The sequence below is a fragment of the Paludibacter propionicigenes WB4 genome (assembly GCF_000183135.1).
Lineage (GTDB): Bacteria > Bacteroidota > Bacteroidia > Bacteroidales > Paludibacteraceae > Paludibacter > Paludibacter propionicigenes.
Window position 1 is genome coordinate 1,111,540 of record NC_014734.1, and the last position, 25,435, is coordinate 1,136,974.

Annotated in this window: 20 protein-coding genes and 3 tRNA genes; 8 read left to right on the forward strand and 15 right to left on the reverse strand. The window is 38.2% G+C overall.

The window, feature by feature from the left end; all coding sequences use genetic code 11:
• Nucleotides 1-146: 146 nt before the first annotated feature.
• The 3 genes from PALPR_RS04560 to PALPR_RS04570 all read left to right on the forward strand — a co-directional run bounded on the left by PALPR_RS04560 (nt 147) and on the right by PALPR_RS04570 (nt 3,699).
• Nucleotides 147-749, forward strand: a complete 603-nt coding sequence (locus PALPR_RS04560; RefSeq protein ID WP_013444442.1) for a DUF4290 domain-containing protein — start codon at nt 147-149, stop codon at nt 747-749.
• Between the two features lie 198 nt (nt 750-947).
• Nucleotides 948-2,252, forward strand: a complete 1,305-nt coding sequence (gene murA, locus PALPR_RS04565) for a UDP-N-acetylglucosamine 1-carboxyvinyltransferase (protein ID WP_013444443.1) — start codon at nt 948-950, stop codon at nt 2,250-2,252.
• Nucleotides 2,253-2,655: 403 nt separating this feature from the next.
• Nucleotides 2,656-3,699 (forward strand): glycine N(alpha)-acyltransferase GlsB, encoded by a 1,044-nt coding sequence (locus PALPR_RS04570; protein WP_013444444.1) that lies wholly within the window; start codon nt 2,656-2,658, stop codon nt 3,697-3,699.
• 66 nt (nt 3,700-3,765) lie between these two features.
• On the opposite strand, the gene recN is transcribed toward PALPR_RS04570, so the two are convergent.
• The 12 genes from recN to PALPR_RS04630 form a co-directional block, all read right to left on the reverse strand.
• Complete coding sequence (recN, locus tag PALPR_RS04575) at nt 3,766-5,424, reverse strand: DNA repair protein RecN (RefSeq protein ID WP_013444446.1); 1,659 nt, start codon at nt 5,422-5,424, stop codon at nt 3,766-3,768.
• 30 nt (nt 5,425-5,454) lie between these two features.
• A complete protein-coding gene (gene porD, locus PALPR_RS04580) occupies nt 5,455-6,351 on the reverse strand; it encodes a type IX secretion system protein PorD (protein WP_013444447.1) in 897 nt (298 codons plus the stop codon).
• Between the two features lie 21 nt (nt 6,352-6,372).
• Nucleotides 6,373-7,569 (reverse strand): bifunctional phosphopantothenoylcysteine decarboxylase/phosphopantothenate--cysteine ligase CoaBC, encoded by a 1,197-nt coding sequence (gene coaBC / locus PALPR_RS04585; RefSeq protein ID WP_013444448.1) that lies wholly within the window; start codon nt 7,567-7,569, stop codon nt 6,373-6,375.
• Between the two features lie 169 nt (nt 7,570-7,738).
• Nucleotides 7,739-8,068 (reverse strand): DNA-directed RNA polymerase subunit omega, encoded by a 330-nt coding sequence (locus tag PALPR_RS04590; RefSeq protein ID WP_013444449.1) that lies wholly within the window; start codon nt 8,066-8,068, stop codon nt 7,739-7,741.
• Between the two features lie 14 nt (nt 8,069-8,082).
• A complete protein-coding gene (locus PALPR_RS04595) occupies nt 8,083-8,886 on the reverse strand; it encodes an outer membrane protein assembly factor BamD (RefSeq protein ID WP_013444450.1) in 804 nt (267 codons plus the stop codon).
• Between the two features lie 98 nt (nt 8,887-8,984).
• A complete protein-coding gene (locus tag PALPR_RS04600; RefSeq protein ID WP_013444451.1) occupies nt 8,985-10,010 on the reverse strand; it encodes an FAD:protein FMN transferase in 1,026 nt (341 codons plus the stop codon).
• 21 nt (nt 10,011-10,031) lie between these two features.
• Nucleotides 10,032-11,381, reverse strand: a complete 1,350-nt coding sequence (locus tag PALPR_RS04605; protein WP_013444452.1) for a dihydroorotase — start codon at nt 11,379-11,381, stop codon at nt 10,032-10,034.
• A gap of 15 nt (nt 11,382-11,396) precedes the next feature.
• Nucleotides 11,397-12,140, reverse strand: a complete 744-nt coding sequence (locus PALPR_RS04610; RefSeq protein ID WP_013444453.1) for a polyprenol monophosphomannose synthase — start codon at nt 12,138-12,140, stop codon at nt 11,397-11,399.
• Between the two features lie 41 nt (nt 12,141-12,181).
• Nucleotides 12,182-12,985, reverse strand: a complete 804-nt coding sequence (locus tag PALPR_RS04615; RefSeq protein WP_013444454.1) for an MBL fold metallo-hydrolase — start codon at nt 12,983-12,985, stop codon at nt 12,182-12,184.
• Between the two features lie 165 nt (nt 12,986-13,150).
• On the reverse strand, nt 13,151-13,360 hold the full coding sequence (locus PALPR_RS04620) for a CDGSH iron-sulfur domain-containing protein (protein WP_013444455.1): 210 nt from the start codon (nt 13,358-13,360) through the stop codon (nt 13,151-13,153).
• A gap of 103 nt (nt 13,361-13,463) precedes the next feature.
• The gene (locus tag PALPR_RS15300; protein WP_013444456.1) at nt 13,464-14,867 is read right to left on the reverse strand and encodes a tetratricopeptide repeat protein; all 1,404 of its coding nucleotides are present in this window, start codon (nt 14,865-14,867) and stop codon (nt 13,464-13,466) included.
• A gap of 28 nt (nt 14,868-14,895) precedes the next feature.
• Nucleotides 14,896-17,568, reverse strand: coding sequence for an AsmA-like C-terminal region-containing protein (locus tag PALPR_RS04630; protein ID WP_013444457.1), 2,673 nt, complete (start codon nt 17,566-17,568; stop codon nt 14,896-14,898).
• Nucleotides 17,569-17,745: 177 nt separating this feature from the next.
• Between PALPR_RS04630 and PALPR_RS04635 the strand changes: the two genes are divergently transcribed.
• Both PALPR_RS04635 and PALPR_RS04640 read left to right on the forward strand, forming a co-directional pair.
• Nucleotides 17,746-19,527, forward strand: coding sequence for a B12-binding domain-containing radical SAM protein (locus tag PALPR_RS04635; RefSeq protein ID WP_013444458.1), 1,782 nt, complete (start codon nt 17,746-17,748; stop codon nt 19,525-19,527).
• Between the two features lie 47 nt (nt 19,528-19,574).
• The gene (locus PALPR_RS04640; RefSeq protein WP_013444459.1) at nt 19,575-20,543 is read left to right on the forward strand and encodes a cation diffusion facilitator family transporter; all 969 of its coding nucleotides are present in this window, start codon (nt 19,575-19,577) and stop codon (nt 20,541-20,543) included.
• Between the two features lie 59 nt (nt 20,544-20,602).
• On the opposite strand, the gene PALPR_RS04645 is transcribed toward PALPR_RS04640, so the two are convergent.
• The 3 genes from PALPR_RS04645 to PALPR_RS04655 form a co-directional block, all read right to left on the reverse strand.
• Nucleotides 20,603-20,689: transfer RNA gene (locus PALPR_RS04645), tRNA-Leu, on the reverse strand.
• 36 nt (nt 20,690-20,725) lie between these two features.
• Nucleotides 20,726-20,809, reverse strand: a tRNA-Leu gene (locus PALPR_RS04650).
• A gap of 69 nt (nt 20,810-20,878) precedes the next feature.
• Nucleotides 20,879-20,951, reverse strand: a tRNA-Gly gene (locus PALPR_RS04655).
• A 265-nt stretch (nt 20,952-21,216) separates the two neighbouring features.
• Between PALPR_RS04655 and PALPR_RS04660 the strand changes: the two genes are divergently transcribed.
• From PALPR_RS04660 to PALPR_RS04670, 3 genes are all read left to right on the forward strand, one after another.
• Nucleotides 21,217-21,993 (forward strand): PP-loop family protein, encoded by a 777-nt coding sequence (locus PALPR_RS04660; protein ID WP_013444460.1) that lies wholly within the window; start codon nt 21,217-21,219, stop codon nt 21,991-21,993.
• Nucleotides 21,994-22,025: 32 nt separating this feature from the next.
• Nucleotides 22,026-22,394, forward strand: a complete 369-nt coding sequence (locus PALPR_RS04665) for a DMT family protein (protein WP_013444461.1) — start codon at nt 22,026-22,028, stop codon at nt 22,392-22,394.
• A gap of 102 nt (nt 22,395-22,496) precedes the next feature.
• A complete protein-coding gene (locus PALPR_RS04670; protein ID WP_013444462.1) occupies nt 22,497-25,391 on the forward strand; it encodes a M6 family metalloprotease domain-containing protein in 2,895 nt (964 codons plus the stop codon).
• Nucleotides 25,392-25,435 lie beyond the last annotated feature (44 nt).

Consider the following 25,435-nt stretch of genomic DNA (forward strand, 5'->3'; position numbering starts at 1 on the left):
AAGATAAGGTAAAATCATTGGGATTTAATCTTTATAAATCTAATAATAAAGCGGAAAAGGCGAAAGAACGAAATGTTGACAAGCATAAGATGTTACATCCAAAAAAAATAGCTACTTTTGTATCCTATCATATCACTCAACACAATATGGAATATACAACCTTACAAGGTAAACTAATAATGCCCGAATATGGGCGCAACATACAACAAATGGTGGCTCATGCGCTCACCATTGAAGATCGCGAAGAACGTACCCGTTGCGTAAAAACAATTATCAACATCATGGGTAATCTGTTCCCTTACCTGCGCGATGTAAATGATTTTAAACACAAGCTGTGGGATCACGTGGCAATTATGTCCGGTTTTAAACTGGATATTGATTTTCCATACGAGATCCTCCAGGAAGAAAATTTATATACCCGCCCTGAATCCATTCCTTATAAAAATTCCCGCATTCGCTACCAACATTACGGACGTACGTTGGAAGAAATGATCGAAAAAGTTGCTGAATACCCTGATGGTGAAGAAAAAAACGAACTGATTCGATTGATTGCAAACCAGATGAAAAAGTGTTTTCTTACCTGGAATAAAGAAGTGGTTGACGATCGAAAGATATTTGATGACCTCCGGGAATTATCTAAAGGAAAGCTCGATATTTCAGAAGATTTTTTCAAGTTAGTTGAATCGAGAGATGTGTTATTCAACAAAAAAATAAGCCTAAAAAGAAAAAATAACTCCAGTGAACAGTGAGCAGTAAACGGTGAGCAGTGAACAGTGAACAGTGAGCAGTGAACAGTGAACAGTGAACAGTGATTAGAAAGCGGTTATCAGTTAATTCCTACTGATAGCTGATAACTGATAGCTGATAACTAAAACTGACGACTGATAACTGATGGCTGATGACTGATGACTGATAGCTGATAGCTGATGACTGACAACCGATAATCTATGTCGTCATTTCAAATTGAGGGTGGTCGTCGACTCTCAGGATCTATAACACCACAAGGTGCAAAAAACGAAGCATTACAAGTAATTTGTGCTGTACTTCTTACCTCCGAAAGCATTACCATTAGTAATATCCCGGATATACTTGATGTAAATAATCTCATAAGCCTACTAGGAGATATGGGGGTTGATATCAAACGGGAAAACGCAAACACCTACACATTTAAAGCAGACAAGGTCAATCTGGATTATCTTCAGACAGAAGATTTTTACAGTAAAAGTGCATCCTTACGAGGTTCGGTTATGATTGTCGGCCCACTCGTTGCCAGATTTGGCAAAGCCATTATTCCAAAACCCGGAGGCGATAAAATCGGACGTCGCAGGTTAGACACTCACTTTATAGGAATTCAAAAACTTGGCGCCGAATTTCATTATGACCCATCGGCGAAACGTTACGAAATTGAAGCCAAAAAGCTAACCGGTTGCTACATGTTGCTCGACGAAGCATCGGTTACCGGAACTGCCAATATATTGATGGCTGCTGTAATGGCAGAAGGTATTACCACCATTTACAATGCAGCCTGTGAACCTTATTTGCAACAGCTCTGCAAGATGCTGAATGCCATGGGGGCGAAAATATCGGGAGTTGGTTCAAACCTGCTGACAATAGAAGGAGTGACTAAACTGAACGGCTGCCAGCATCGTATTTTGCCCGATATGATTGAGGTAGGTAGTTTCATTGGAATGGCTGCTATGACAGCTTCTGAAATTACAATCAAAGATGTAGCCTACAACGAACTGGGAATTATCCCTGACAGTTTCCGCCGACTGGGTATTCAACTAGAGCAACGAGGCGATGATATTTTTATTCCCTATCAAAAAAACTATACCATAGAATCGTTCATCGATGGTTCCATCATGACAATTGCCGATGCACCCTGGCCCGGACTCACGCCAGACTTACTCAGTGTTTTTCTGGTTGTTGCTGCCAAAGCAAAAGGGAGTGTACTCATTCACCAGAAAATGTTTGAAAGCCGCCTGTTTTTTGTTGATAAGCTAATAGACATGGGTGCTCAGATTATTTTATGTGACCCACACCGGGCAACTGTAATCGGACAGGGAAATCATCTTCATCTACGCGCTTCTACCATGAGTTCACCTGATATTCGTGCCGGAATTGCGTTACTAATTGCAGCACTTTGTGCCGAAGGAACAAGTACCATTCATAATATCGACCAAATTGATCGGGGATATCAGGATATTGACATCAGGTTGAATGCATTGGGTGCAAATATAAAAAGAATATAAAACTCCAACAGGATATTTACAAACGCTTCTAAGATTCATTCCTGGAAGCGTTTTTTGTTGTGTATTTTGGTCAAACTGGCTGTGGGACGAAAATGCATGTATGCATGAGCTTGCCGCTGACTGCGGGACGAAAATGCACGCATGCATTGGCTTGCTGCTGATAGAAAGACAAGAATATGCATGCGCATTGTCTTCCGGCTTATAGCATAATAGGAATGCACAAACGCATTTCCTGCACATTAAAATCAATACTGTGCATTAAACTAATAAGATTCTAAAATACACACAACTTTTCTTACAAATGTCACATAAAAAACCTTTATTTGTGTATAAACATACTTCAAAAAATAACTACTTTTGTGTTCAATACTACACGAAGCTATTTTCAATGTATTCTTTATAAATGAAACCAATAATACCACCAGTTGACAAAGAAATTCTAAAGCAAGAACTTTCGACAGACAAATTTTTACGACCCACCAATAAAGCTCATAACGAGATATACGTGACTACTGCACACGATTCTCCTAATGTCATGCGTGAAATTGGACGCTTACGTGAAATTTCGTTTCGGTCGAGCGGTGGTGGCACAGGCGAAGAAATTGATACGGATGAATATGATTACATGGAAAAACCATATTATCAACTAATTGTATGGGATCCGATCGCGCTGGAAATAATTGGAGGATATCGTTATTTACCCGGAGCCGATGTAGACTTCGATGAAAAAGGACAACCTAAGTTTGTGATGTCTCATTTATTCACATTCTCAGACAAATTTATTAAAGAATTTCTTCCTTATACAGTCGAATTGGGTAGAGCCTTTGTTCAACCCGATTATCAAACCTCTAAAATGGGTACCAAAAGCCTTTTCGCACTTGACAACTTGTGGGATGGGCTTGGAGCTTTGACTCATACAGTAAAAAAGGCTCGCTACTTTATTGGCAAAGTTACCATCTACGATCATTATCCTGTTACAGCTCGCGAACTGATTTACGAATACATGTATCGTTATTTCCCCGATCCGGATAGCATGATAAGTCCTAAAAAACCAATTCATGTAAGTCTCGAGAATGAACAGGTGGCTAAAAAAATATTTGTAGGAAATGATTCATCTTCAGACTACAAAACGCTTCAAAAAACCATCAGACACGAGGGAGTTTGTATTCCGTCGATGTTTAATGCCTATATTGGATTATCTGACACCATGCGCTTTTTTGGTTCTATCTTTGACCCCGATTTTGGTTCGGTTTACGAATCAGGAATTATGATTACAATGGCCGATCTATTGGAAACCAAACGCAAAAGATATATTGATTCTTACTTAGAGTACCTTAAAAAGGTAATAGAAGAACGAAAAGCAGCCCGTGAAGCCAAGCATGCTGAAAAATTGGCGAGAAAACTGCTGCGTGCGGAACTTAAACAGAAAAAGAAACAAGGGAAATGATAAAAAAAACTCCGATAGACAATAAGTTATCGGAGTTTTTTATTCTATATAAAATTAGTAAAGCAACTAATTTTGAAGTAATTCCTTTGCATTCTTCAAAGCAGCTTCAGTAATGTTCTTACCACTTAACATTTGTGCCAATTCTACCAGGCGTTCTTCATCATTTAGCCTTCGTATATGAGTTTGGGTTTGAAGTCCGGTATCATCTTTAAATACAGAATAGTGCTGTGCACCTTTCCCTGCAATTTGCGGTAAATGAGTAATGGTAATCACCTGCATGTCTGTACTCATAGTTCGCATTATTTCGCCCATACGATGTGCTATCTCACCGGACACTCCCGTGTCTATTTCATCAAATATAATGGTTGGCAAGTCTGCTTTATGAGCCACAAGTGATTTAATCGACAGCATTAAACGAGACACCTCACCTCCCGATGCTATTTGAGTAACCGGCTGAGGCGCGCGGTTTTTATTTGCAGAGAAAAGAAACTGAACCTGATCATTTCCGTTTTCGGTAAATTCACTTTCAGGGCTAATTTCAACTATAAATTGTATATTTGGTATTCCCAGCTTAATCAACTGCTCCACCAGATATGATTCTATTGGTTTACAAGCTTCCTGCCTGCTTTTGGTCAAAGATTGTGCATCCAACTCTAATTGCTCATGTGCCTGCGCTAGCTTTACATTCAGCATTTCCAATTCTTCATCAAACGATTCAATACGTTGCAGCTGTTTGCCAAAGTCATCGCGCAACTCAATCAGTTCGGCAACCGATGTTACTTTATATTTCTTTTGAAGCGTAAACAACTCGCTCAGTCTACTTTCAACAACTGACAAGCGCTCCGGATTAAACTCTACACGTTCTTCGTATGAGCTTATTTCAGACGAAATATCTTTCAGTTCTATGAATGCAGATTGTAACCTTTCATACCAGTCGTTGCCATCAGGAATATAAGCTTTAATATGCGATACGGCCTGAATGGTTTCCTTAAGTAAATCAAGCGACATGCTTTCATCGCTCATCAACTGACCGGCTTTCAGCAGTTGGGTTTTTATCTCTTCGGCATGACTCAATGTATCCTGCTCCATTTCCAGTTCTGCTTGCTCATTAGCATCTAATTTTGCATCTGTGAGTTGCTGAAACTGAAATTGTATGTAATCCAAATCAGAGGCTTGTTTTTCGGCAGATTTCTGTAACTGTTTGAGTTCAGATTGGAGACTTCGCCACAGTTGATACGACTGACGATAAGCATTTAACTGCACAGAGTTCTGAGCAATCGTATCCACAACATCCAACTGATAACCCACATTCGAAAGCAACAAATTCTCGTGCTGCGAATGAATATCAAGAAGTCTGTTACTCAAATCGCGTATTACATTCAAACTAACAGGCGTGTCATTAATAAATGCCCGGGATTTACCACTGCTTGTTAACTCGCGCCGAATCAAACAACTGCTTTCTTCATTATCCAAATCATTTTGAATGAAAAAATCTGACAGATGGGTATAATTGGAGATATCAAATTCAGCCTCAATAACACATTTCTCCGCGTCAATTTTGATAGATTTAGAATCGGCACGTTGTCCCAAAATAAGAGACAAAGCACCAAGAATAATCGATTTTCCGGCACCGGTTTCTCCGGTTATAACCGAAAAACCAGATTGAAAATCAATATCTAATTCTGTGATTAAAGCATAATTTGAAATGTGTAGCGATTTCAGCATAACTAAATATGAGTGGTGAGTAAATGGCGTTTAATAAGTTTTCAATATTTGTGAATACCTGTCTGATTGAGTGGGATTAATATCTGTCAAAATCTCAATTGCTTCACTCTTTTCCTGTGTAGATCCTTTGGAAAATACATTTACCAATTCATCGTTTTTAGCTTCTAAGAATGATGAAATAACAACTGCCGATGGTCTGGAGCGATTAGCTTCACGCAGAAACGGCAAACCTTCAGCAATGCGGGCACGCGCATTTGTTGCATTATTACTCATTTCATCCAATCCTAACCTATGGTATTCATAGAAGTAGTTTCTATATCTTTTAAAAGCCTCATCAAGCAAATTGTTTACCAATGCATACCGGTTTCTTGTGCTTTCAAACGCTTTCCAGCCAGTCATATCAGCACCTTGAGCAGAATTCACTATACTTTCTGCTGACTGAAAATATGCAGTACCTCCCAAGCGCGAGTAAGAATCCATATCGTATCCGATAATAATATAAGCATAATATGCTAACACAGCTGTGAGGTTGGAAGTAATTGCATTTTGATTAATCTCCAACTGATCAAACTCTTTGTAATTGAACGTGAACTGCTGATCTCTAAAATTAAAAAGCGTACTGTTGTATGCAGAATTAAATATCGGACGACGCGATTGTACCTGAATTTCAGAAGTAAAAACATCACTGTCAACTTTCTTAATTATTATATTCAATGTGCACTCTATCCGTTCGGTATTGCCAAACGATAATTCAGTCCATTTTCTGTTATTCATAAAATCAGAAATGGACTTTTGAAGAGTATTGAAAACAGATTTATTCGTTCCCTGAATCTGATCTGAATTTATCTGAACTGTACAATTAAGTTCCTGTGCACTTATCGATCCGATTGTCAGAAAAATACTAAATAACAACAGGTAATATTTCATTATCAGTTATATTGACAAAAGTTATAAAATAGCGTAAATTTCTGATACAATATCTTGGGCTACAGAAGTTTTATTCTTCAGCTCAAATTCTTTTTTATCACCTGACCGAAACAGAATACTAATCTTATTCGTATCATATCCAAATCCGGCTTGAGCATCCTGCAAAGAATTCAACACTATAAAATCGAAGTTTTTACGCTCCATTTTGCTTGCAGCGTTAGCTTCTTCATTATTAGTTTCAAGTGCAAATCCTATCAAAAACTGCGATTCTAACTTCATTTCGCCCACAGCCGCTGCAATATCTCGGGTTGGTTGGAGTTCCAATACCAAATTGTCTTTCCCTCTTTTTAATTTCTCAGGAGCCACATCCAGTGCTGTAAAGTCTGCCACTGCAGCACACAAAATCGCTCCATCCATTCCATAGAAACGACTCATCACCGCAGAATACATTTCTTCTGCCGATTCTACATCGATACGCTCAATATTTTGATGCTTGGTTGCTAATTGAACCGGTCCGGCAATCAGACACACCTCGGCACCTTGTTGAGCACACACTTCTGCCAATGCAAAACCCATTTTCCCTGTAGAATAGTTACCTACAAAACGTACCGGATCTATTTTTTCGTATGTAGGTCCTGCTGTGATTAATATTCTTTTACCCAGCAAGGGTTTTGGAGTGAAGTAGTCATCCAGATATCGTACGATATTTTCAGGTTCTGCCATCCTACCCTTACCTTCCAATCCACTGGCTAACTCGCCGCTAGCCGGCTCAATAATCTGATTTCCGATCAACCTTAATGATTGAAGATTACGTTGTGTAGCAGGATGCGCAAACATGTCCAAATCCATGGCTGGCGCAACAAATACCGGACATTTGGCGGATAAGTAAGTAGTCAACAATAAATTATCAGCCACACCCGTTGCCATTTTACCTATAGTATTAGCGGTAGCGGGAGCTATTAAATAGGCATCGGCCCATAAACCCAAATCCACATGACTGTTCCAATTCCCATTCGTTGGGTCGAAAAAGTCGACTAAAATGGGATTTTTAGCAAGTGTTGCCAAAGTGAGAGGAGTGATGAATTCTTTGGCCAGAGAAGTCATTATAATCTTTACTTCTGCACCTTGTTTTACCAACAGCCGAACCAACTGAGCCGATTTATATGCAGCAATACTCCCTGTAACTCCTAAAATTATTCTTTTACCCTGTAAAGCCATACTATTTTCACTATTTATTACATCAACAATAATCTGTCAATTATAAAACAAATCTAATTTACAAAAATACAAAAATGAATTGAACAATACACATACAAAAAAAGATAAAAGAATATCATGTTAAAAACAACACAACATCCTTTTATCTTTTAAGTTAGAGTTGAAAATACTATTTCAACTTATCTTTGATAGGATTGCGGAAGTAAACTTTATCTTCCAAAAACTCCTGAGTAGCAATTAAAACCGGCTTTGGTAGTTTTTCGTAATAACGAGAGATTTCAATTTGTTCTCTGTTTTCAAAAACTTCTTCAATATTTTCATTAAAGGATGCGAACTCCAATAATTTTTTATCAAGCTCAGATTTGATTTCCACGCTAATTTGATTAGCACGTTTTCCAATTACTTTTACAGTTTCATAAACATTTCCGATATTGGCACTCATTGAGTTCATATCTCTGGAAATGGTATTCGACGGTGCATTTACTTTTTTATAGTCCATAATACTATCTTATTTTATTCTTTCACAATTTTCTTCGATTCATTCAAAATTTTATCAACCTGCTTCCTGTATTTACCTGCAGGATACTCATTAATGTAATTATAACACTCATCAATGGTATTTCTATAACGGTCTGCTTTTCTTGTCTCAAAACTTTGAACAGCTAATTCATATTTTGAGTTCAATATCAGCAACATAAAATCTTCACGATATTTTGTAGCAGGGTAATTTTTCAGACCATTTTGGGCTGCAATTACGCACGACTCATAATTATTACCCATATAATTCCCCAAATTATAGTATAACTTGGCGCTCAAATATGCTTTATAAGCCAATTTATCATTCAATTCATCCAATAATTTAGTAGCATCTTTCACCAATTCACTTTCCGGATATATATCTATAAATTCCTGAAAAGCCGCAATGGCTTTATATGTATCCGCCTGATCGAGCCTTGTATCAGGAGAATCAAGATAGTAACAGTAGCCAATCATGTATTTTGACTCTATTACAAACTTACCTCTCGGAAATGTTTTTACGTAAGTTCTGTAATATTCACTCGCCGAAAAATAATCCTTCTGTCCCATATACGACTTTGCCAAATAATTCAGCACAATCTCAGAACGTTCAGTACCTTTGTAATAAGTTGCTACAGCGTCAAATAAAGTCGTTGCTCGCATGAAATCACCTTTACCGAAATACTCGACAGCTTTGTTATATTTCAACTCAGCATCGTCTGACTTGAGCAATTTTTGATAATCGCTACACGAAGCCAAGGTTAAAACAACAATTAAAAGGAAAAATGAGGTCTTTTTCATAAAAAATTTTGGAGTGCAAAAATAGTTATTTAATCATGAATAAAAAAATAAAACGAGTCATTTAACACAAGAAGTAAATTACACTTCTTAGTTGAAAATTATTGAGTTAAGTACTTCTTAAAACCATCGGTATAAATCACTTGATTATCTCCTTTCTTGTCGGTATAAATCAAATAACAATCCATGCCGGGAATGCTCTTGCAAATTTCAAGAGCACGATCCACTCCCACAACCATAAATGCTGTTGCGTAAGCGTCTGCCTGAATACAGGTTGGAGCAATTACAGTTGCACTCAGCAAATTATGTACCACCGGATAACCTGTATGTGGATCTATTTCGTGCGCATATTTTTTCCCGTTCAGATAGTAAAACTTTCGATAATTACCCGATGTGGTTACTGCTCCATTACTAATCAAAATCACAGATTGTGCCTCAGTTGTTACGCTGGTTGAATCATCAACGGGCTTATCGATAGCAATTCTCCACTTTTTTCCTTGCGGATTCAGACCCTTGCAAACTACTTCACCCCCTATTTCTACCATATAGTTTTTACAACCATTGCTTTCAAGTAATCTACCGATTATATCCGATGACTGCCCTTGGGCTATAGCATTGGCATCCAGCAAAATACGAGAATCCGTCTTTATCACTCTATGATTATCAAGTTTCACTTTATGATAACCCACAAAAGGCAGAAACTCTTTCACATCAGGTACTTTAGCATGATCCTTGTTGCCAAAACCAAAACCCCAGGCTTTTACTAATGGTCCGACAGTTATATCAAAAGCACCATTGGTTTTTTCAGAAACACTCTGGGCTGTTCTAAACATTTCATCAAAATCATCATCAGTCCTCACGGTTGAATCATTTGCATTAATTCTTGAGATTATGGACTGTGAAACGTATGTTGATAGCGACAGATCGAACTCATAAAGTCGTTTCTCAATCTTCTCCTGCAAATCTGTTTCTTGCGGCTGTTGATAAATTATAGAATACGTAGTTCCTTGGGTCTGCCCTTCGTTATGTATATATCTTGCCTCTTTATGAGAAAAGAAGTAAACACCCAAAGCTGCAATCATCAGAATCAGTGCAAGAGTAGAAAATATCAACGATTTATTCTTCATAAAGCCATGTTTAATCTTTCTCTAACATTCAAATAATAATCTTTCGCCTCTGACAGATTCATCAAACAGGCCATTATCATAAACCAGATTTCCATTCACCCAGGTTTTTGACACTGCTGCATCAAATTTTGTACCTTCAAAAGGTGACCAACCGCATTTATACAGGATATTCTCTTTAGAAACAACCCATGGACTATTCGAATCAACAAGCACCAAATCTGCAAAATATCCCGGACGTATAAATCCCCTGTTTTCAATCCGAAACAGTTCTGCCGGCGCATGACACATTTTTTCAACTACTTTTTCTACTGTAAACACACCCTGCTTAACGAGTTGCAGCATGGCAACCAACGAATGTTGAACAAGCGGTCCACCCGAAGCTGCCGTTAGGCACGAGCCTTCCTTCTCAGAAAGTAGATGAGGAGCATGGTCGGTAGCAATAACATCTATTTTTCCTGAATTAACGGCATCAATCAAAGCCAATCGGTCTGATTCAGATTTAATTGCAGGATTCCACTTGATACGGTTGCCGTATGTTGCATAGTCTGCGTCAGAAAACCACAAATGATGAACACAAACCTCTGAAGTTATGCGTTTATCTTTTAATTTTATATCGGATGAAAAAAGTGACATTTCCTTTGCCGACGACAAGTGAAAAACATGCAAGCGGGAGTTATACTTTGTCGCCAACTCTACTGCGAAAGACGATGATTTATAACAAGCTTCGGCATTACGAATCAAAGGATGATACTCAACAGGAATGTCATCTCCCAATAAATCTTTATAGTGAGCTATATTTTGTTTTATCGTAGTTTCATCCTCACAGTGGGTAACTATCAATAACGGAAGCTCCGAAAAAACTTTGTGCAAGGTTTTTTCATTGTCTACCAACATATTGCCGGTGGAAGAACCCATAAACATTTTTACACCCGCCACATTTCGTGGATTCAACTTCATCAACTCATCAAAATTGTCGTTTGTTACGCCCATTAAAAATGAGTAGTTGGCAAACGATTTTTGCGAAGCAGCCTGGTATTTATCTTCCAACAAATCAATTATCGTAGCCTGAGGCTTGGTATTAGGCATCTCGAAGAAAGAAGTTATGCCTCCCGCCACAGCTGCTTTACTTTCCGTGTACAAATCGCCTTTGTGAGTCAATCCCGGATCTCTAAAATGAACCTGATCATCAATCACTCCCGGAAACAAAAATAAACCTGTAGCATCAATTTCTGTATAGGGTTCTGAAATCTCTATCGTCTGATTGTCAGAATAAACAGCCCGAATATGTTTACCATCAATAACAACTGAGCCAACAAAAGATTTTCCTTCGTTAACGATAGTTGCATTTCGTATGAGTTGTATAGAATTCATTCTTGAGTCACAATTTTAACTTTTCTTTTTTTGTGGAAATTTCCGAAACCAGCCGCTCACTTTCAACTCAATTACGCCAAAAAAGGCTTCACCAAAAATACCACCACTCATTTTCGAGGTTCCCAACTCACGATTTATAAAAATCACAGGCACTTCTTTAAGCGTGAATCCACACTCAAAAGCCGTATATTTCATTTCTACCTGAAACGCATATCCTTTGAAACGAATTTTATCGAGCTCTATGGTTTCGAGCACTTCACGCCGATAACATTTAAAGCCGGCAGTAGTATCGGCTATACGAACACCCAAAACAAAGCGAACGTATTTAGACGCAAAATAGGACATCAAAACCCGACCAATGGGCCAGTTTACAACATTCACCCCAGTCACATAGCGCGACCCAATGGCGACATCAGCACCCTGATTGGCACATGCATCATACAATCGATTCAAATCAACAGGGTTATGCGAAAAGTCGGCATCCATCTCGAAAATATACTCGTAGCCATGAGCTAAAGCCCACTTAAAACCGGTGATGTAAGCAGTCCCCAAGCCCAGTTTTCCTTGCCGTTCGATCATAAATAAGCTGTCAGGAAATTCAGTCTCCAAGCGCTTTACAATAGAAGCAGTTCCATCAGGCGATCCGTCTTCTATAATAAGCACATGATAAGTAAGTGGCTGACTAAAAACTGCCCGAATAATGTTTTCTATGTTTTCCTTCTCGTTATAAGTAGGAATTATGACTAAGTTTAATGACATGCTTTTTATAATTTTTAAAATTGAGGCTCAATAAGTCGGCTTTAAAATATATATAGTTCTGAAATATTCATTCTGTCTAACGTGACCAGCTGAACATCCACTCCAACCTTTACTTTTTTAGTTTCCAAATAGTTTTGAATGGTGGTATAGGCCAGTTCGGGTAAATTATTCTCACGACTTAAGTGACATAAGAAAATATGTTTAATGCGTTCGTTGTAGGCTTCCGATAAAAAAAGTCCGGCCTGATCATTGCTTAAATGTCCCGTTTTTGCTATAATCCGGTTTTTTAGATAAGCCGGATACGAACCTTGCATCAACATTTGTTCGTCGTAATTTGCTTCGAGCACCATGTAGTCCGACTTTGATAAATGCTCCGCAACTTCTTCACTAACAAAACCCAAATCTGTAGCAAATGTAAATCTTTTTTCCTTATATTCAACGGTATAACCCACATTATCTGTGGCATCGTGCGAAACGGGGAAAGCAGTCACTTTAAACTCTCCCACTTCAATCGTTTCATTTTTCTCGATATATTTTCGGCTTGAGTATAATTTCTCGGTAACGCAGTAACTTCGCTGAATACCTTCATGAACCTTGCGGGTTGTATATATCGGAACTCTGTGCTTTTCCCCTATCGGACCCACAGCCTTGATGTGATCAGCATGATCGTGAGTTACAAAGACACCCCATATATTTTCAAAATCCAAGCCCATGTTTCGCAAATTCTTTCGAATAGAACGAACACCAAGACCCGCATCAATCAACAAACCATTGGAAGCATTGCCAATAAAATAACAATTACCACTACTTCCACTTCCAAAACTCTGAAATCGCAATTTATCCATTAATATATTTTTGAACAGGCAAAATTAACACTAAAAACGGAAGTTACAGTACAATTAAATGGAAATAACGTTAATTGAATATAACGTAAGTAACAACCCACTAAAAAACAAACAGATAGAAAATTGCTTCTATCTGTTTGTTTAGACAATTTATATTTTTTTTCATCAAAACCATGTATTAGCTGCATCAATCACTGATTTCTTATGCGACTCATCACAAAATGGCTTATTCTGACTATTTCCACATTGACAAAGAAATGTACTCCCGTTACATTCTTTCGTTTCACCGGTTGGCAAATCCAACGTAAAATTTCCTTTTATCACATAAGGGCCATTTTTGGTCGTCTTTACCAAAATTTGATTTGCGTTTTCCATATATTCAGAGTTTAAAATTATTATAATTAAAAACAAAATATTCAGGAAAAAAGTTTGTCAAACAAACCTGTTTATCAATAAAATAATCTTTATTTCACTATTATTATTTCAGGTTTTGTATCGATTTTAATTCTGCATTTCGAATTTGAATAGTTTTGAGCGAAATTTGTTTTTGTTCCTCTCTTATTTTCACCTCCAGCTCAAGAATCTTGGGAGCGATTTCCGATTTTTCTTTTTCCGTTACAACGTTAGAATATTGCGTTCTCAAGTCGGTCAGCTTAGTTCTAAGTATTTTATCTTCCAGCGATAGCTTATGCATCTCCTGCCACAACTTTAACCCTTCAGGACTCTTAAACTGGTTTATGTTAGTATAAACTATAGAATCATTAACCACAAACTCTATCCGATTGTCGTCTTTTTGAGATTGTTTCTGAATTACCGAATCAGTCCGAACCGAAACATCAGTCGCTTTACGGTAAGTTTTGAGCATAGCAAGGTTACGAATGTAATTCTTATCATCGGAGCGGACTATGTTCTTTGTTTCATTCGGAACAAACGTATAAATCATAACTTTACCCGCTACCTGATTTCTATCCGTGGCAAACCAACCCAAATGATGCTGCTCATCAATAACCATCATGTAATCATTAGCCGGAGAATTAAAAGGGAATCCTATATTCTCGGGTGTTAGAAAACTATCTGTTTCAGGATTAAATCTGGAAATGAACAGGTCGTATCCTCCCAGCGACTTTTCACCATCCGAAGCAAAATAAACCGTCACACCATCCAGCAACAAAAATGGATAATTTTCATTAGCTGAAGAATTTATTTCCGAAGAAACAGGAGTTGGAGCAGACCATCCATCCAATAAGCGGTAAGATGTAAAAATATCCATTTGTCCCTGGATTGAATCTGAATAGTACACTCTATCCTGGCGTTGTGTGGTATATTTAATCTTATCGACCGTACGACGAGCTGTAATTTTAAGTAACTCCTGATGAAGTGAGCCTAATTCATTACTAAACTTGTAGTATTTCAAAAACTCATTTTTTCCAACCAAAACGCTGTCTACAATGGCAATATCCTCCACCTTATTCAACATTTTAGCACCGGTTTCGGCCTGCTTTATTTTCTGTTTATATTCCGGAATTCTACTGTCATCGGGCTTAAGCGTTGACATATAAGCCTGATAAGCCAGTACCGATTGATCGAAACGATAGGTATTAAAATACAATTCGCCCAAATACAAATCGCGCATCGGAAATAACTTTGCTCCCACCAACTCAAAGTGAACGATAGCAGTTTCATAATCCTTTAACTCATAACAGCACCGGGCATATTTATAGTTATACGAAGCATCCTTGGGTCTCTGTTTCAATAGATTCTCATATACCCCACGAGCTTTCAGGTATTGTTTGCTATTAAATAATGCTTCACCGTTATCAACCTGCTTTGCGGAAATCGCCAGGCACAACAATAAAGAGAAAAAAATCAACTTACATTTCATCCTAAAAAACTAATTGAAAATTTACAAACTATAATTTGGCATTGCCGGAAGCCTTTTCTATCAGGTCTTTCGCCTTTGTATCAGCCTTAGTATTCAAATCGTCAGATTTCTTTTGTGCTTCTTCCACCAATTTTTTAGCAGCTCGCTGTGCAACAGCTTTAGCTATTGGATTTGATGTTTTTGCCACTAACTGATCACCCTGATTTTTTGCTTCGGAAATAAGCTGATCACCAATTCTTTTAGCTTCAGCGCGTATTTGGTCTGCTTGCTCCTGTGCTGCTTTTATTGCATTTGGTTTTGCGGCATCTATCTGCTTATTCACAGCACTCACCGCTTTAGCCTTAGTATCACCGATAACATTATTGATTATACTCATCACATCTATCTGCACCTTAGGTTTGGAGAAAGTTCCACCTATTTTCAAATTCAGATTGGAAAATTTACCCATATTAAACTGATCAGGCATTTGAACAGTACCTGCGTAGGCTATCGTTTTGTCCAAACCTGTAGAACCACCTAATTTCATTTTTATATTGCCCAGCGTAACATCAAAAGGTTTTGTATTTACTTTTCCATCTTTAATGTCAAAGCTTAACGCCAGATCTTTAATTGTACTGCTTGACAATCCTGATTTATTAAGTTTGGAAGCCAAAGCATTAATAACTTCTACATTGCTTAACCCAATGGACTTTGTAGAGAAAGAACCATTACCGATAAGCGAAGCAAGGTTCGGCATCATATCATGCTGCAACAAAGAATTTACCGATAGCTTAGAAGAAAATTTTCCGGTAGCTTTTTCGAACACCGGAGCAAATTTCCGCAAAGTCTCCACTTGTTTAAATATTTCTGTAAAAGTCACATCCGCAAGATTTACGTCAAAGTTTACGTACGGTTTCTTTACATCAGCTGTACTGTACAAACCATTCATCGTCATACTACCTCCAAAAGCCTGTAAGCCCATATTTTGAATTCTCATATCACCATTAGCAACTAGCAACGTTCCTTTTGCGTTTGAAAAATCCATTTTTGAATAAACAAGCTTTTTGAAATCGGCCTTCATGGTGAAGTTTATATTCTTCGGAATCTGAATCAGAGACATTTTCGCAGTATCAGCCTTAGTAGCCTTAGCATCAGCCGTCATAAAATCACTCACATTAAAATAGTTGGATTGCATGTTGAGGCTTCCCACCAATGTTTTATCATGCAAGGCGTAAGCTACGAAGTTCTCCAATTTTCCACTCATAGTCAGATCATTTCGTCCAAGTTTCATCTGCAAGGTTGACAAATCGGCATAGCGATTATTGAAAACCATGTTGGCTTTAGCAATAGAAATATCCTGAGGAGAAGCTTTCATTTTCACTAACATATTGGCGATATTGAGCTTTCCGGCAAATTTGAATTTATCGTATTGATTATTATCGTAGTAAGACATTCTGCCACTCAAATCAAGATTCATATCCAACACTCCGTTCAGTTGAGTTCCGGCTTCGAGCGGATAAATTTCTTTTATATTTCCCAAATCCAGTTTTCCAACAGCTTTCATGGTCAATTCTGGATCAGACATTGGATAAGCCACCCGCATTCGCGCTGAGAATGGATTGCCACCCAGCGTAAAAGCAAATTTTGAAATATCCACGACTGTAGCATCAAGCGTTTTGCCGGGGTTAGAAATATCAGCCGCAATATTGATTTTTTGTACTGATTTAGGCAATTTTGGATATTGGAACCAACCGTTCACGGCAGTCAGTTTAAAGTCGAAAGCAGGATAATTATCCCCTACCATTTTTCCTTTCAAAAAGCCCGACATATTCACAGCACCACCGGCTTTCACCCCTTCAAATGAATTTGAATAAATAGCTGGAATCATAGATAAAATAGCCTTGAAATCAACTTTCTTCGCATCGAGCGTTAAATCCATATCGTAACCATCGTCGAGCATCTTCACCCAACCGGCAAAAGAAAATGGAATGGCATTGATACGCGATGAGTTTTCGCTAAACTTATAAATTTTCTTGTTCAGATTGGCATCAATAGTCGCATTTAGTTCAACATCAGCTTTCGAAAGATATTTCACTCCTCCCATCCAGTAGTCAAGCGAATCGATGGTTGTTTTGGTTTTCAACATAGAACTATCGGCCGTAAAATCTCCTGACGTATGATGATTCAGATTATGTATTACCGCTTTTTGTTTTCCCAGTTCATCCCAGTATACGATATAAGCTTTCTTTATTTCAAAATCTTTCAATTTTAAATTGAAGCTCATGGGCGTAGTGTCATTCTTTTGGGTAGAATCCGTTTTTGTCACTGTCCAGTTGTCCTTTCCGTTAGGCAAAACATGCGCCAGAATTCGCGAATTATTGATTTGCAACTTTCTGATTTCATAACCTTTATCCGAAAATAAGCTGCTTAAATTCAGCACCAGATCAACACTTTCGCTAGAAAGCAAGGTATCTTTTTTAAACTCATTTATCCCTACAATACGTAAATTTTCGATACTTACTGTAGCAAATGGGAAATGGCGTATAAAACTCAGATTTATTTTATCAAAATCAACCGTTGCATTCAATTTTCCATTAATCTGCTCCTTTGCCAATTTCGTAATTTTGCCTTTAAAGGCAAACGGTAAAATCAAAAGAATAAGAAAAAATACAACAACTGTTGAGCCACCAATTTTAAGCCCTTTCTTTACTTTTGCGTTCATAATGAATTGAATATTTCGTTAACAATATAGATAAAACACACTCAAACAACTTAGTGTTTTCGAGACCTGCAAAAATACAACTATTTAACCAATATATAGATGAATATCAGCAAAAAAATAATATTTATCGGCTTTGCAAAAATAATTCCGTAAGTTTGCACAAAATATATCAATCGCATGAAGATTCTGCTTGTAACGCCCCCGCTAACACAGCTCAACACACCATACCCCGCTACATGTCATTTATTGGGTTTTCTACGTTCCAAAGGCGTTGATGCCGAACAAATGGATTTAAGTATTGAACTTATTCAGACTCTTTTTACAAGTAAAAATCTGAAAGCAATTTTCGAAAAAGCAGGCGCTCTTCCTAAACTCTCCAAGCAAAATAAAATCATGCTTCAACAGGCTGATTTTTATATACAAACTATTGATCCGGTAATGCGATTTTTGAGCGAGCGAGACAACTCCTTGGCGCAACGATTCTCAAACCGCGACTTTTGGCCTGTCAACAAAAGACTTCCCAGCGAAGATGATTTAGAATGGGGATTTGGAGCTATTGGAAATCACGACCGGGCAAAACACTTATGCACACTTTTTCTGAAAGATTTGTGTGACTTTATCAATCAGACGATTGACTCACGTTTTGAATTGATCCGCTACGCTGAATCCCTCTGCCTGCGACTACCCGAATTTGCACCCTTACAAGCGGAATTAGAGAAGCCGCTATCGCTGATTGATGAGTTGATGTTGGAAATTTTCGCAAAAAGAATAACCGAATCCAAGCCCGACTTCGTAGGCTTTAGCATTCCTTTCCCGGGAAATCTGTATAGCGCTTTACGATGTGCGCAATGGATCAAAACAAACTCGCAGAACACTAAAATTATTTTTGGAGGCGGGTACATAAATACCGAACTACGCGACCTGACCGACCCAACCATTTTCAACTACATTGACTTTATCACATTCGACGACGGTGAGCTGCCGTTATTGCGACTTCTAACCGGTGGTGAATTCATTCGTACATTCTATCGGGACAGTTCGGGAATAATCGTTCGGGCAAACTTTGAGAGTAAAGAAAACATTAAATTTAGCGAAAGCGGAACGGCTGATTACGACGGGTTACTTCAGAATAATTACATCAATCTGATAGAACTCACCAATCCTATGCACGCCTTGTGGAGCAACGGTCGATGGAACAAAATGATGCTGGCGCATGGCTGTTATTGGGGTAAATGCGCATTCTGCGATGGAAGTCTGGATTATATCGGACGGTACGAGGCTGCGCCAATTGAATTAATCGTCGACCGAATGGAAGCTATCATGCAGCAAACCGGTCAATCGGGATTTCACTTTGTGGACGAAGCAGCACCTCCTGCCCTACTTCGGAAACTGGCCGAAGAAATTCTTCGTCGTAAAATAACCGTAAGCTACTGGACAAATGTTCGATTCGAGAAATCATTTACCCCGGAACTTTGTTATATATTATCGCAGTCAGGCTGTATTGCCATTTCAGGAGGGTTGGAAGTTGCTTCGCCACGTATTTTGAAACTTATAAATAAAGGCATTACAATAGAAACTGCGCGCGAAAGCATGAAAAATTTCGCCGAAGTCGGTATCATGACCCACGCATACTTGATGTATGGTTTTCCTACCGAAACTGAAAAAGAAACCATCGAATCGCTCGAAGTCGTTCGGAATTTATTTGAAGAAGGTTATATTCAGTCGGCATTCTGGCATCGTTACGCCATGACTATACACAGCCCTTCGGGACAACAACCGGAAACGGTTGGTGCAAAGCATATTGATACAGACAAAGGAAGTTTTGCCAACAACGAAATACCATTTACAACTTCGCATGAAATTGATTTGGATTTTTATGGAAAAGGACTTAATCTGGCAACATACAACTATATGAATGGTGCCGGATACGACATTGAAGTCCGAAAGTGGTTTAAATAAGCTCCTTACTCAAATACAGAAAAGAGAGTTACTAAATAATATTTAATATGGAAGATTTACACGCAAATAATATAAACACAACCCGTTCAAACTCCCCATCGGGACACGGGGAACATAAACATCACCACAGCCACGATCATCACCACGATCACTCCGATGTAAAAAATATAAAAACAGCTTTCTTTCTAAATTTATTTTTTACACTGGTGGAAATAGTCGGCGGTTTTTTTACCAATAGTATTGCTATTTTATCCGATGCCATTCACGATTTGGGCGATTGCCTTTCGCTGGGATTAGCCTGGTATTTTCAGAAAGTTGCCAAAAGAGGAAGCGACACCTCCTACTCCTACGGCTACAAACGCTTTTCGCTGTTGGGAGCCATCATCAATTCCATCGTACTTGTTACGGGAAGCGTGCTAATCCTGACAGTAGCCATTCCACGTATTTTTCATCCTGAAGCCACCAAAACAGAGGGAATGTTTTTATTGGCTATCGTCGGTGTGTTGGTAAACGGTGCAGCCGTTTTTCGATTGAAAAAAGGAAATTCTATCAACGAAAGGGTGGTATCACTTCATTTGCTCGAAGATGTGTTAGGTTGGCTGGCCATTTTGATTGGCTCCATAGTAATGCACTTCTTCGATGTGCCAGTACTCGACCCCATCATGTCTGTGGCCATTGCTTGCTTTGTTTTGTATAACGTATTCAAAAATATGCGCCAAAGCCTGCGCATTATTTTGCAGGGTATACCGGCCGAAGTAGATATGACTCATATATCAAATCGTATTCAACAATTTGAAGGTGTGGAAAGTGTGCACGACTTGCATGCATGGTCGGTAGATGGAACGTACAATGTGCTCACCGTGCATGTGGTGTTGAATAACACTCTCGATATGGAAAAACTGGCGGAACTCAAAGCTACAATTCGCGATTCACTCCGTGAAGAAGGCATCCAACATGCCACTATCGAATTTGAAACCGCTAACGAACGCTGCATTTTCGAAAAATGCTGCGAATAAGATAATACTAAACGCAAAAAGAGTTTCTCCCTTTCGGAAGAAACTCTTTTTTATTTTACTGGTACGCAGAATGAGACTCGAACTCACACGCCGTAACCGGCACTACCCCCTCAAAGTAGCATGTCTACCAATTCCACCATCTGCGCATGTATTCTAAAAAAATGAGGGCAAAAAATCGTCAGTACCCAAAGGGGGACTCGAACCCCCACAACCTTACGGCCACTAGTCCCTGAAACTAGCGTGTCTACCAATTCCACCATTTGGGCAATTAATAAATTTACTTTCGATTTTAGAGAAAAAAAGCGAAACACGCACGTTTCGCTATTCATTCCGTGAGCGAAAAACGGGACTCGAACCCGCGACCCCGACCTTGGCAAGGTCGTGCTCTACCAACTGAGCTATTTTCGCAATAATTATTTTTTACTTGGCATCGCTTTGCCTTACTGCAATTTTTCCAATTGCGGTGCAAAGATAGTGCGTTTTTGATAATTTGCCAATACCTGAAGCAAAAAAAATAGCTATTTTCTATCTTTTTGCTTCTGTAGACTTTGGTAAAAATCAAATATACAGCTTGTTGTACCCAACAAAAATGCGCAAAAACTAAATTAGAAAGACTCGCAGACCAATAATTGAATGGATTATTGTAATTTTGCGCTCCGTAAAAACACTCAATATGGACGAACTAAGCAAAGCCGATAAAAAAACACTCCAAACCATCCGTCAGAAATTCAAAAAAGCTATCAACGATTACCGATTGATTGATAATGACGATCATATTCTGATTGGACTTTCAGGTGGAAAAGATTCGTTGGCTTTAGTGGAGTTACTGGGCGAACGGCAAAAAATATTCGTTCCTCGCTTTAAGGTCACCGCTGTTCATATTTCAGTCGAAAACATTCCCTACCAATCGGATTTAGAGTATCTTAAAACCTATTGCAACAAATTTGATATTCCTTTCGTACATCATGTTACGCGCTTTGATGATACTACCGACACCCACAAATCGACCTGCTTTCTATGTTCGTGGCATCGCCGAAAAGCACTGTTTGATGTTGCCCGAAATCTGGGATGCAACAAACTCGCTCTGGGACACCATTTGGATGATATAACAGAAACCCTACTACTCAATCTTTTTTATCAGGGATCGTTCGGGACTATGCCACCAAAACTAAAAATGAATAAATTTGACATGGCTATAATACGTCCTCTGGCGCTGATATCTGAAAAAGAAATGAAAGAAATGGAACGAATTGAGGCTTATCAAAAACAAATTAAAAACTGCCCACACGAAAAAGATTCGTCCCGACGAGACGCTAAAAATTTGATTTCAGAGCTTGAGAAATGGAATCCTGATGTTCGACAAAGCATTTGGGCAGCCATGGAGAATATTAAATCAGAGTATCTACCTCACAAATTTACTGGTAAAGGCACCAAAAATCATAATTTATAGTAGCCATTTATTTTTGAAAATATACAATTGCAATGAAAATCTTCCTCACAATAACACTTCTGGTTATTTCGAACATATTTATGACTTTTGCGTGGTACGGTCATTTAAAAATGAAAGAGTTTAAATGGTTTGAATCATTGCCACTGATTATCGTAATTCTCATCAGCTGGGGAATAGCTCTATTCGAATATTTCTTTCAAGTACCTGCCAATCGTATGGGTTTTAGGGAAAATGGCGGACCTTTTACACTGATTCAACTAAAAGTTATACAAGAAGTTATAACACTTTTGGTATTTACTGTTTTCTCTCTTGTTGCATTTAAAAATGAGACTTTTCGCTGGAATCATGCTATTGCATTTATCTTTCTCATACTAGCTGTTTATTTTGTTTTTAAAAAATAAGAACCATCGACAGATATTTAACTGTTTTTTATTACCTGAAATACTCATATTCACAAGAGAATACAATTTTTTCTTATCTTTGCAGCCTAAAGAAATTTGCGTATGAGAATGTATACGAGATGGTTCATTATTTTTATTTCAATATTTTCCTTCTCTATAAAATTAAACGCCGTTCCGGCTTCCCCATATCCTTTTAAAATAACTCAACCGGATGGCACTGAGATAACCATCAGATTACGTGGAGATGAGTTTTTCAATTATAAAACTACCCTAGATGGATACCCCTTAATTGCCAATGAGAAAGGGATTCTAACTTATGCATATCAAGACATTAATGGTAACTTAGTAACTACAAACATAAAAGCAAACGAACTAAAGAAAAGAACCTCAACAGAGTTACAATTTATAAAGACTTTAACACCTAACATAGATTTAACCAAACAAAGCATACTCAAACGCATTCAACGGTCAAAAGCTGTTGTTTCCGGCTCAGTTCAAAAGAAAGTATATCCACTAACCGGTAGCCCTAAGTCATTGGTTATACTAGTAAATTTCTCAGATAAAAGCTTTGTAACATCAACCCCACAAATATCCTTTACAAACCTCTTGAACCAAAATGGATACAGTGCCAATGGAGGTACAGGTTCGGCAAGAGATTACTTTCACGACAACTCAATGGGCGTTTTTAATCCCCAATTCGATGTAGTTGGTCCATATACATTGGATAACACAATGGCTTATTACGGTACAAATGCAGGAGGTACTAAAGGAAATGATACCAATCCTCAACAAATGGTGATTGATGCATGTAAAAAAGCATCTGAAGCCGGAGTTGATTTCTCGCAATACGATACCGATAATGATGGAATGGTTGATAACGTATTTATCTATTATGCCGGTTATAATGAGGCAGAGGGTGGTCCTGCTAATACAGTTTGGCCTCATCGTTGGACATTAGCTAATTACAACACGACGTTTAATGGTAAGATTGTATATGATTATGCTTGTACCTCTGAATTAAAAGGAAATTCAGGTTCAAATATGTGCGGTATCGGAACTTTTTGCCATGAATTTGGTCATGTACTTGGATTAGACGATCTCTACAATACAGATGGAGACTATTCATATAGCACCTTGTCTTATTGGGATATAATGGATTCTGGTCCGTATTTAAACTCTGGACGAACTCCACCGGCTTATTCTGCTTACGAACGTTTTTACCTGAATTGGCTAACACCAACCGAGCTTAAAAAGCCACAAAATGCTATTCTGGAAACACTTACAACAAGCAATAATGCTTATATCATCACTCAAAACGGAAACTCAAACCTGGATGGAGTAAATCCTTCTCCGGTTGAATTCTTTTTATTGGAAAACAGACAAAAAACTGGTTGGGATAGTTATCTGCCGGGGCATGGTATGTTGGTTACCCGTGTTTATTACAATGCTTCAACATGGGGTAATAATACCCCAAACAATAATGCAGCCACAATGGGAATTGATATTATGGAAGCAGATGGAATAGCCTCAGATGCAACCTTAGCAGGTGATCCTTTTCCCGGAACCTCTGCTGTAACTTCATATTCACCAGTTTTGCGTTCGGGGACAAACATTAATAAGCCCTTAACCTATATCACAGAAACAAATGATGTTATCAAATTCAGATTTATGGGAGGTGGCAATCTTCCAACAATAACTAAAAACGGCGTTTTAAGTGCCTTTAAAACAGTACAGGGCACACCTACCGACGCAAAAACTATCAACATCGGCGGGGTTAATCTAAAATCAGATATCAATCTTACCTTCAAAGTCAGTAAACACTTTGAAATGAAAAAAGAAACAGACCCTGAAACTGCATGGTCCAAAACGATTACTTTAGCCAGAAATCCTATTGATTCAACTGTTGCTTCTACTCGTATTCTAATACGGTATAACCCTACTGAACCTTCGTTTACAGAGATTCATAAAGACACGTTATTACTTCAATCTACCGGTGCTGACAATGAGACGGTTCCCATGACTGGTACTTCAACTCGTCCGGTTTACGTAGTACCTCCGGTTGCCACTGCTCCAACCGATATAACCATTGCCAGTTTTGTCGCAAACTGGAACACTGTATTTGATGCTACAGGTTATTATTTAACTGCTTATAGTTTATCTAATGGCGAATCAACATTAACGGAAGGATTCAACAAAGGACTTACAGCTCCTGCTAACTGGACAATTACAGCTTCGGCTATATCTTCTTCAACTATTTATAGTGGGGATTCTATTCCTTCAATAGAGTTCAAAAACTCGGGTGAATACATCCAAACTGAACAATACATGCTTCCTGTTACAAGCTTATCTTTTTATATCAGATCATTAGCCGGAATAAATGGGTATCTTCAGGTAGATGCATGGAATGGTACTAGTTGGAACAAAGTGGATTCAATTCCTATTACCAGTTCGCTCAACACCACCAACTCATATTTCTTCAACACGAATAAGAATTACAACCAATTCCGGTTAACATATACCAAAGTGGCCGGATACATAGTAGTAGATGATGTAAAGGTAGGATTTTCGCAAAAACTTGAATACTTAGCGCGAGATAAATGGCTTACCGCTACTTCCGACACGCTGATTAATCTCGCTTCTAATCGCGATTACTACTACAAAGTGAAAGCGAGTGATAAAACTTTAAATACTGACAAAAGCATTAAGTATGAAAATATCACCAATTTTTCAAATCTTATTCATCTAAACACTTTTCAGGACAAGTCTAAAGCAAAAAGCCTGATAGCAGTTGTAGATAGTATTTACGTCGATAACAGCGGAACTGTAAATGTATATATTCCGGCCACTAACGTATCAGTTAATGTATATAACACTATAGGGCAATTAATCACGTCCATAAAAAATCCAAGCTCAAATAAAGTGGAAATACATGGGCTGGCTCGCAATCATATTTATATTATACAAGCCGGCGATCGCGTTACAAAAGTCATTCTGTAGCCATCCTTTTTAAACTATAACTTTCCGTCTATTGACTGCAGAGC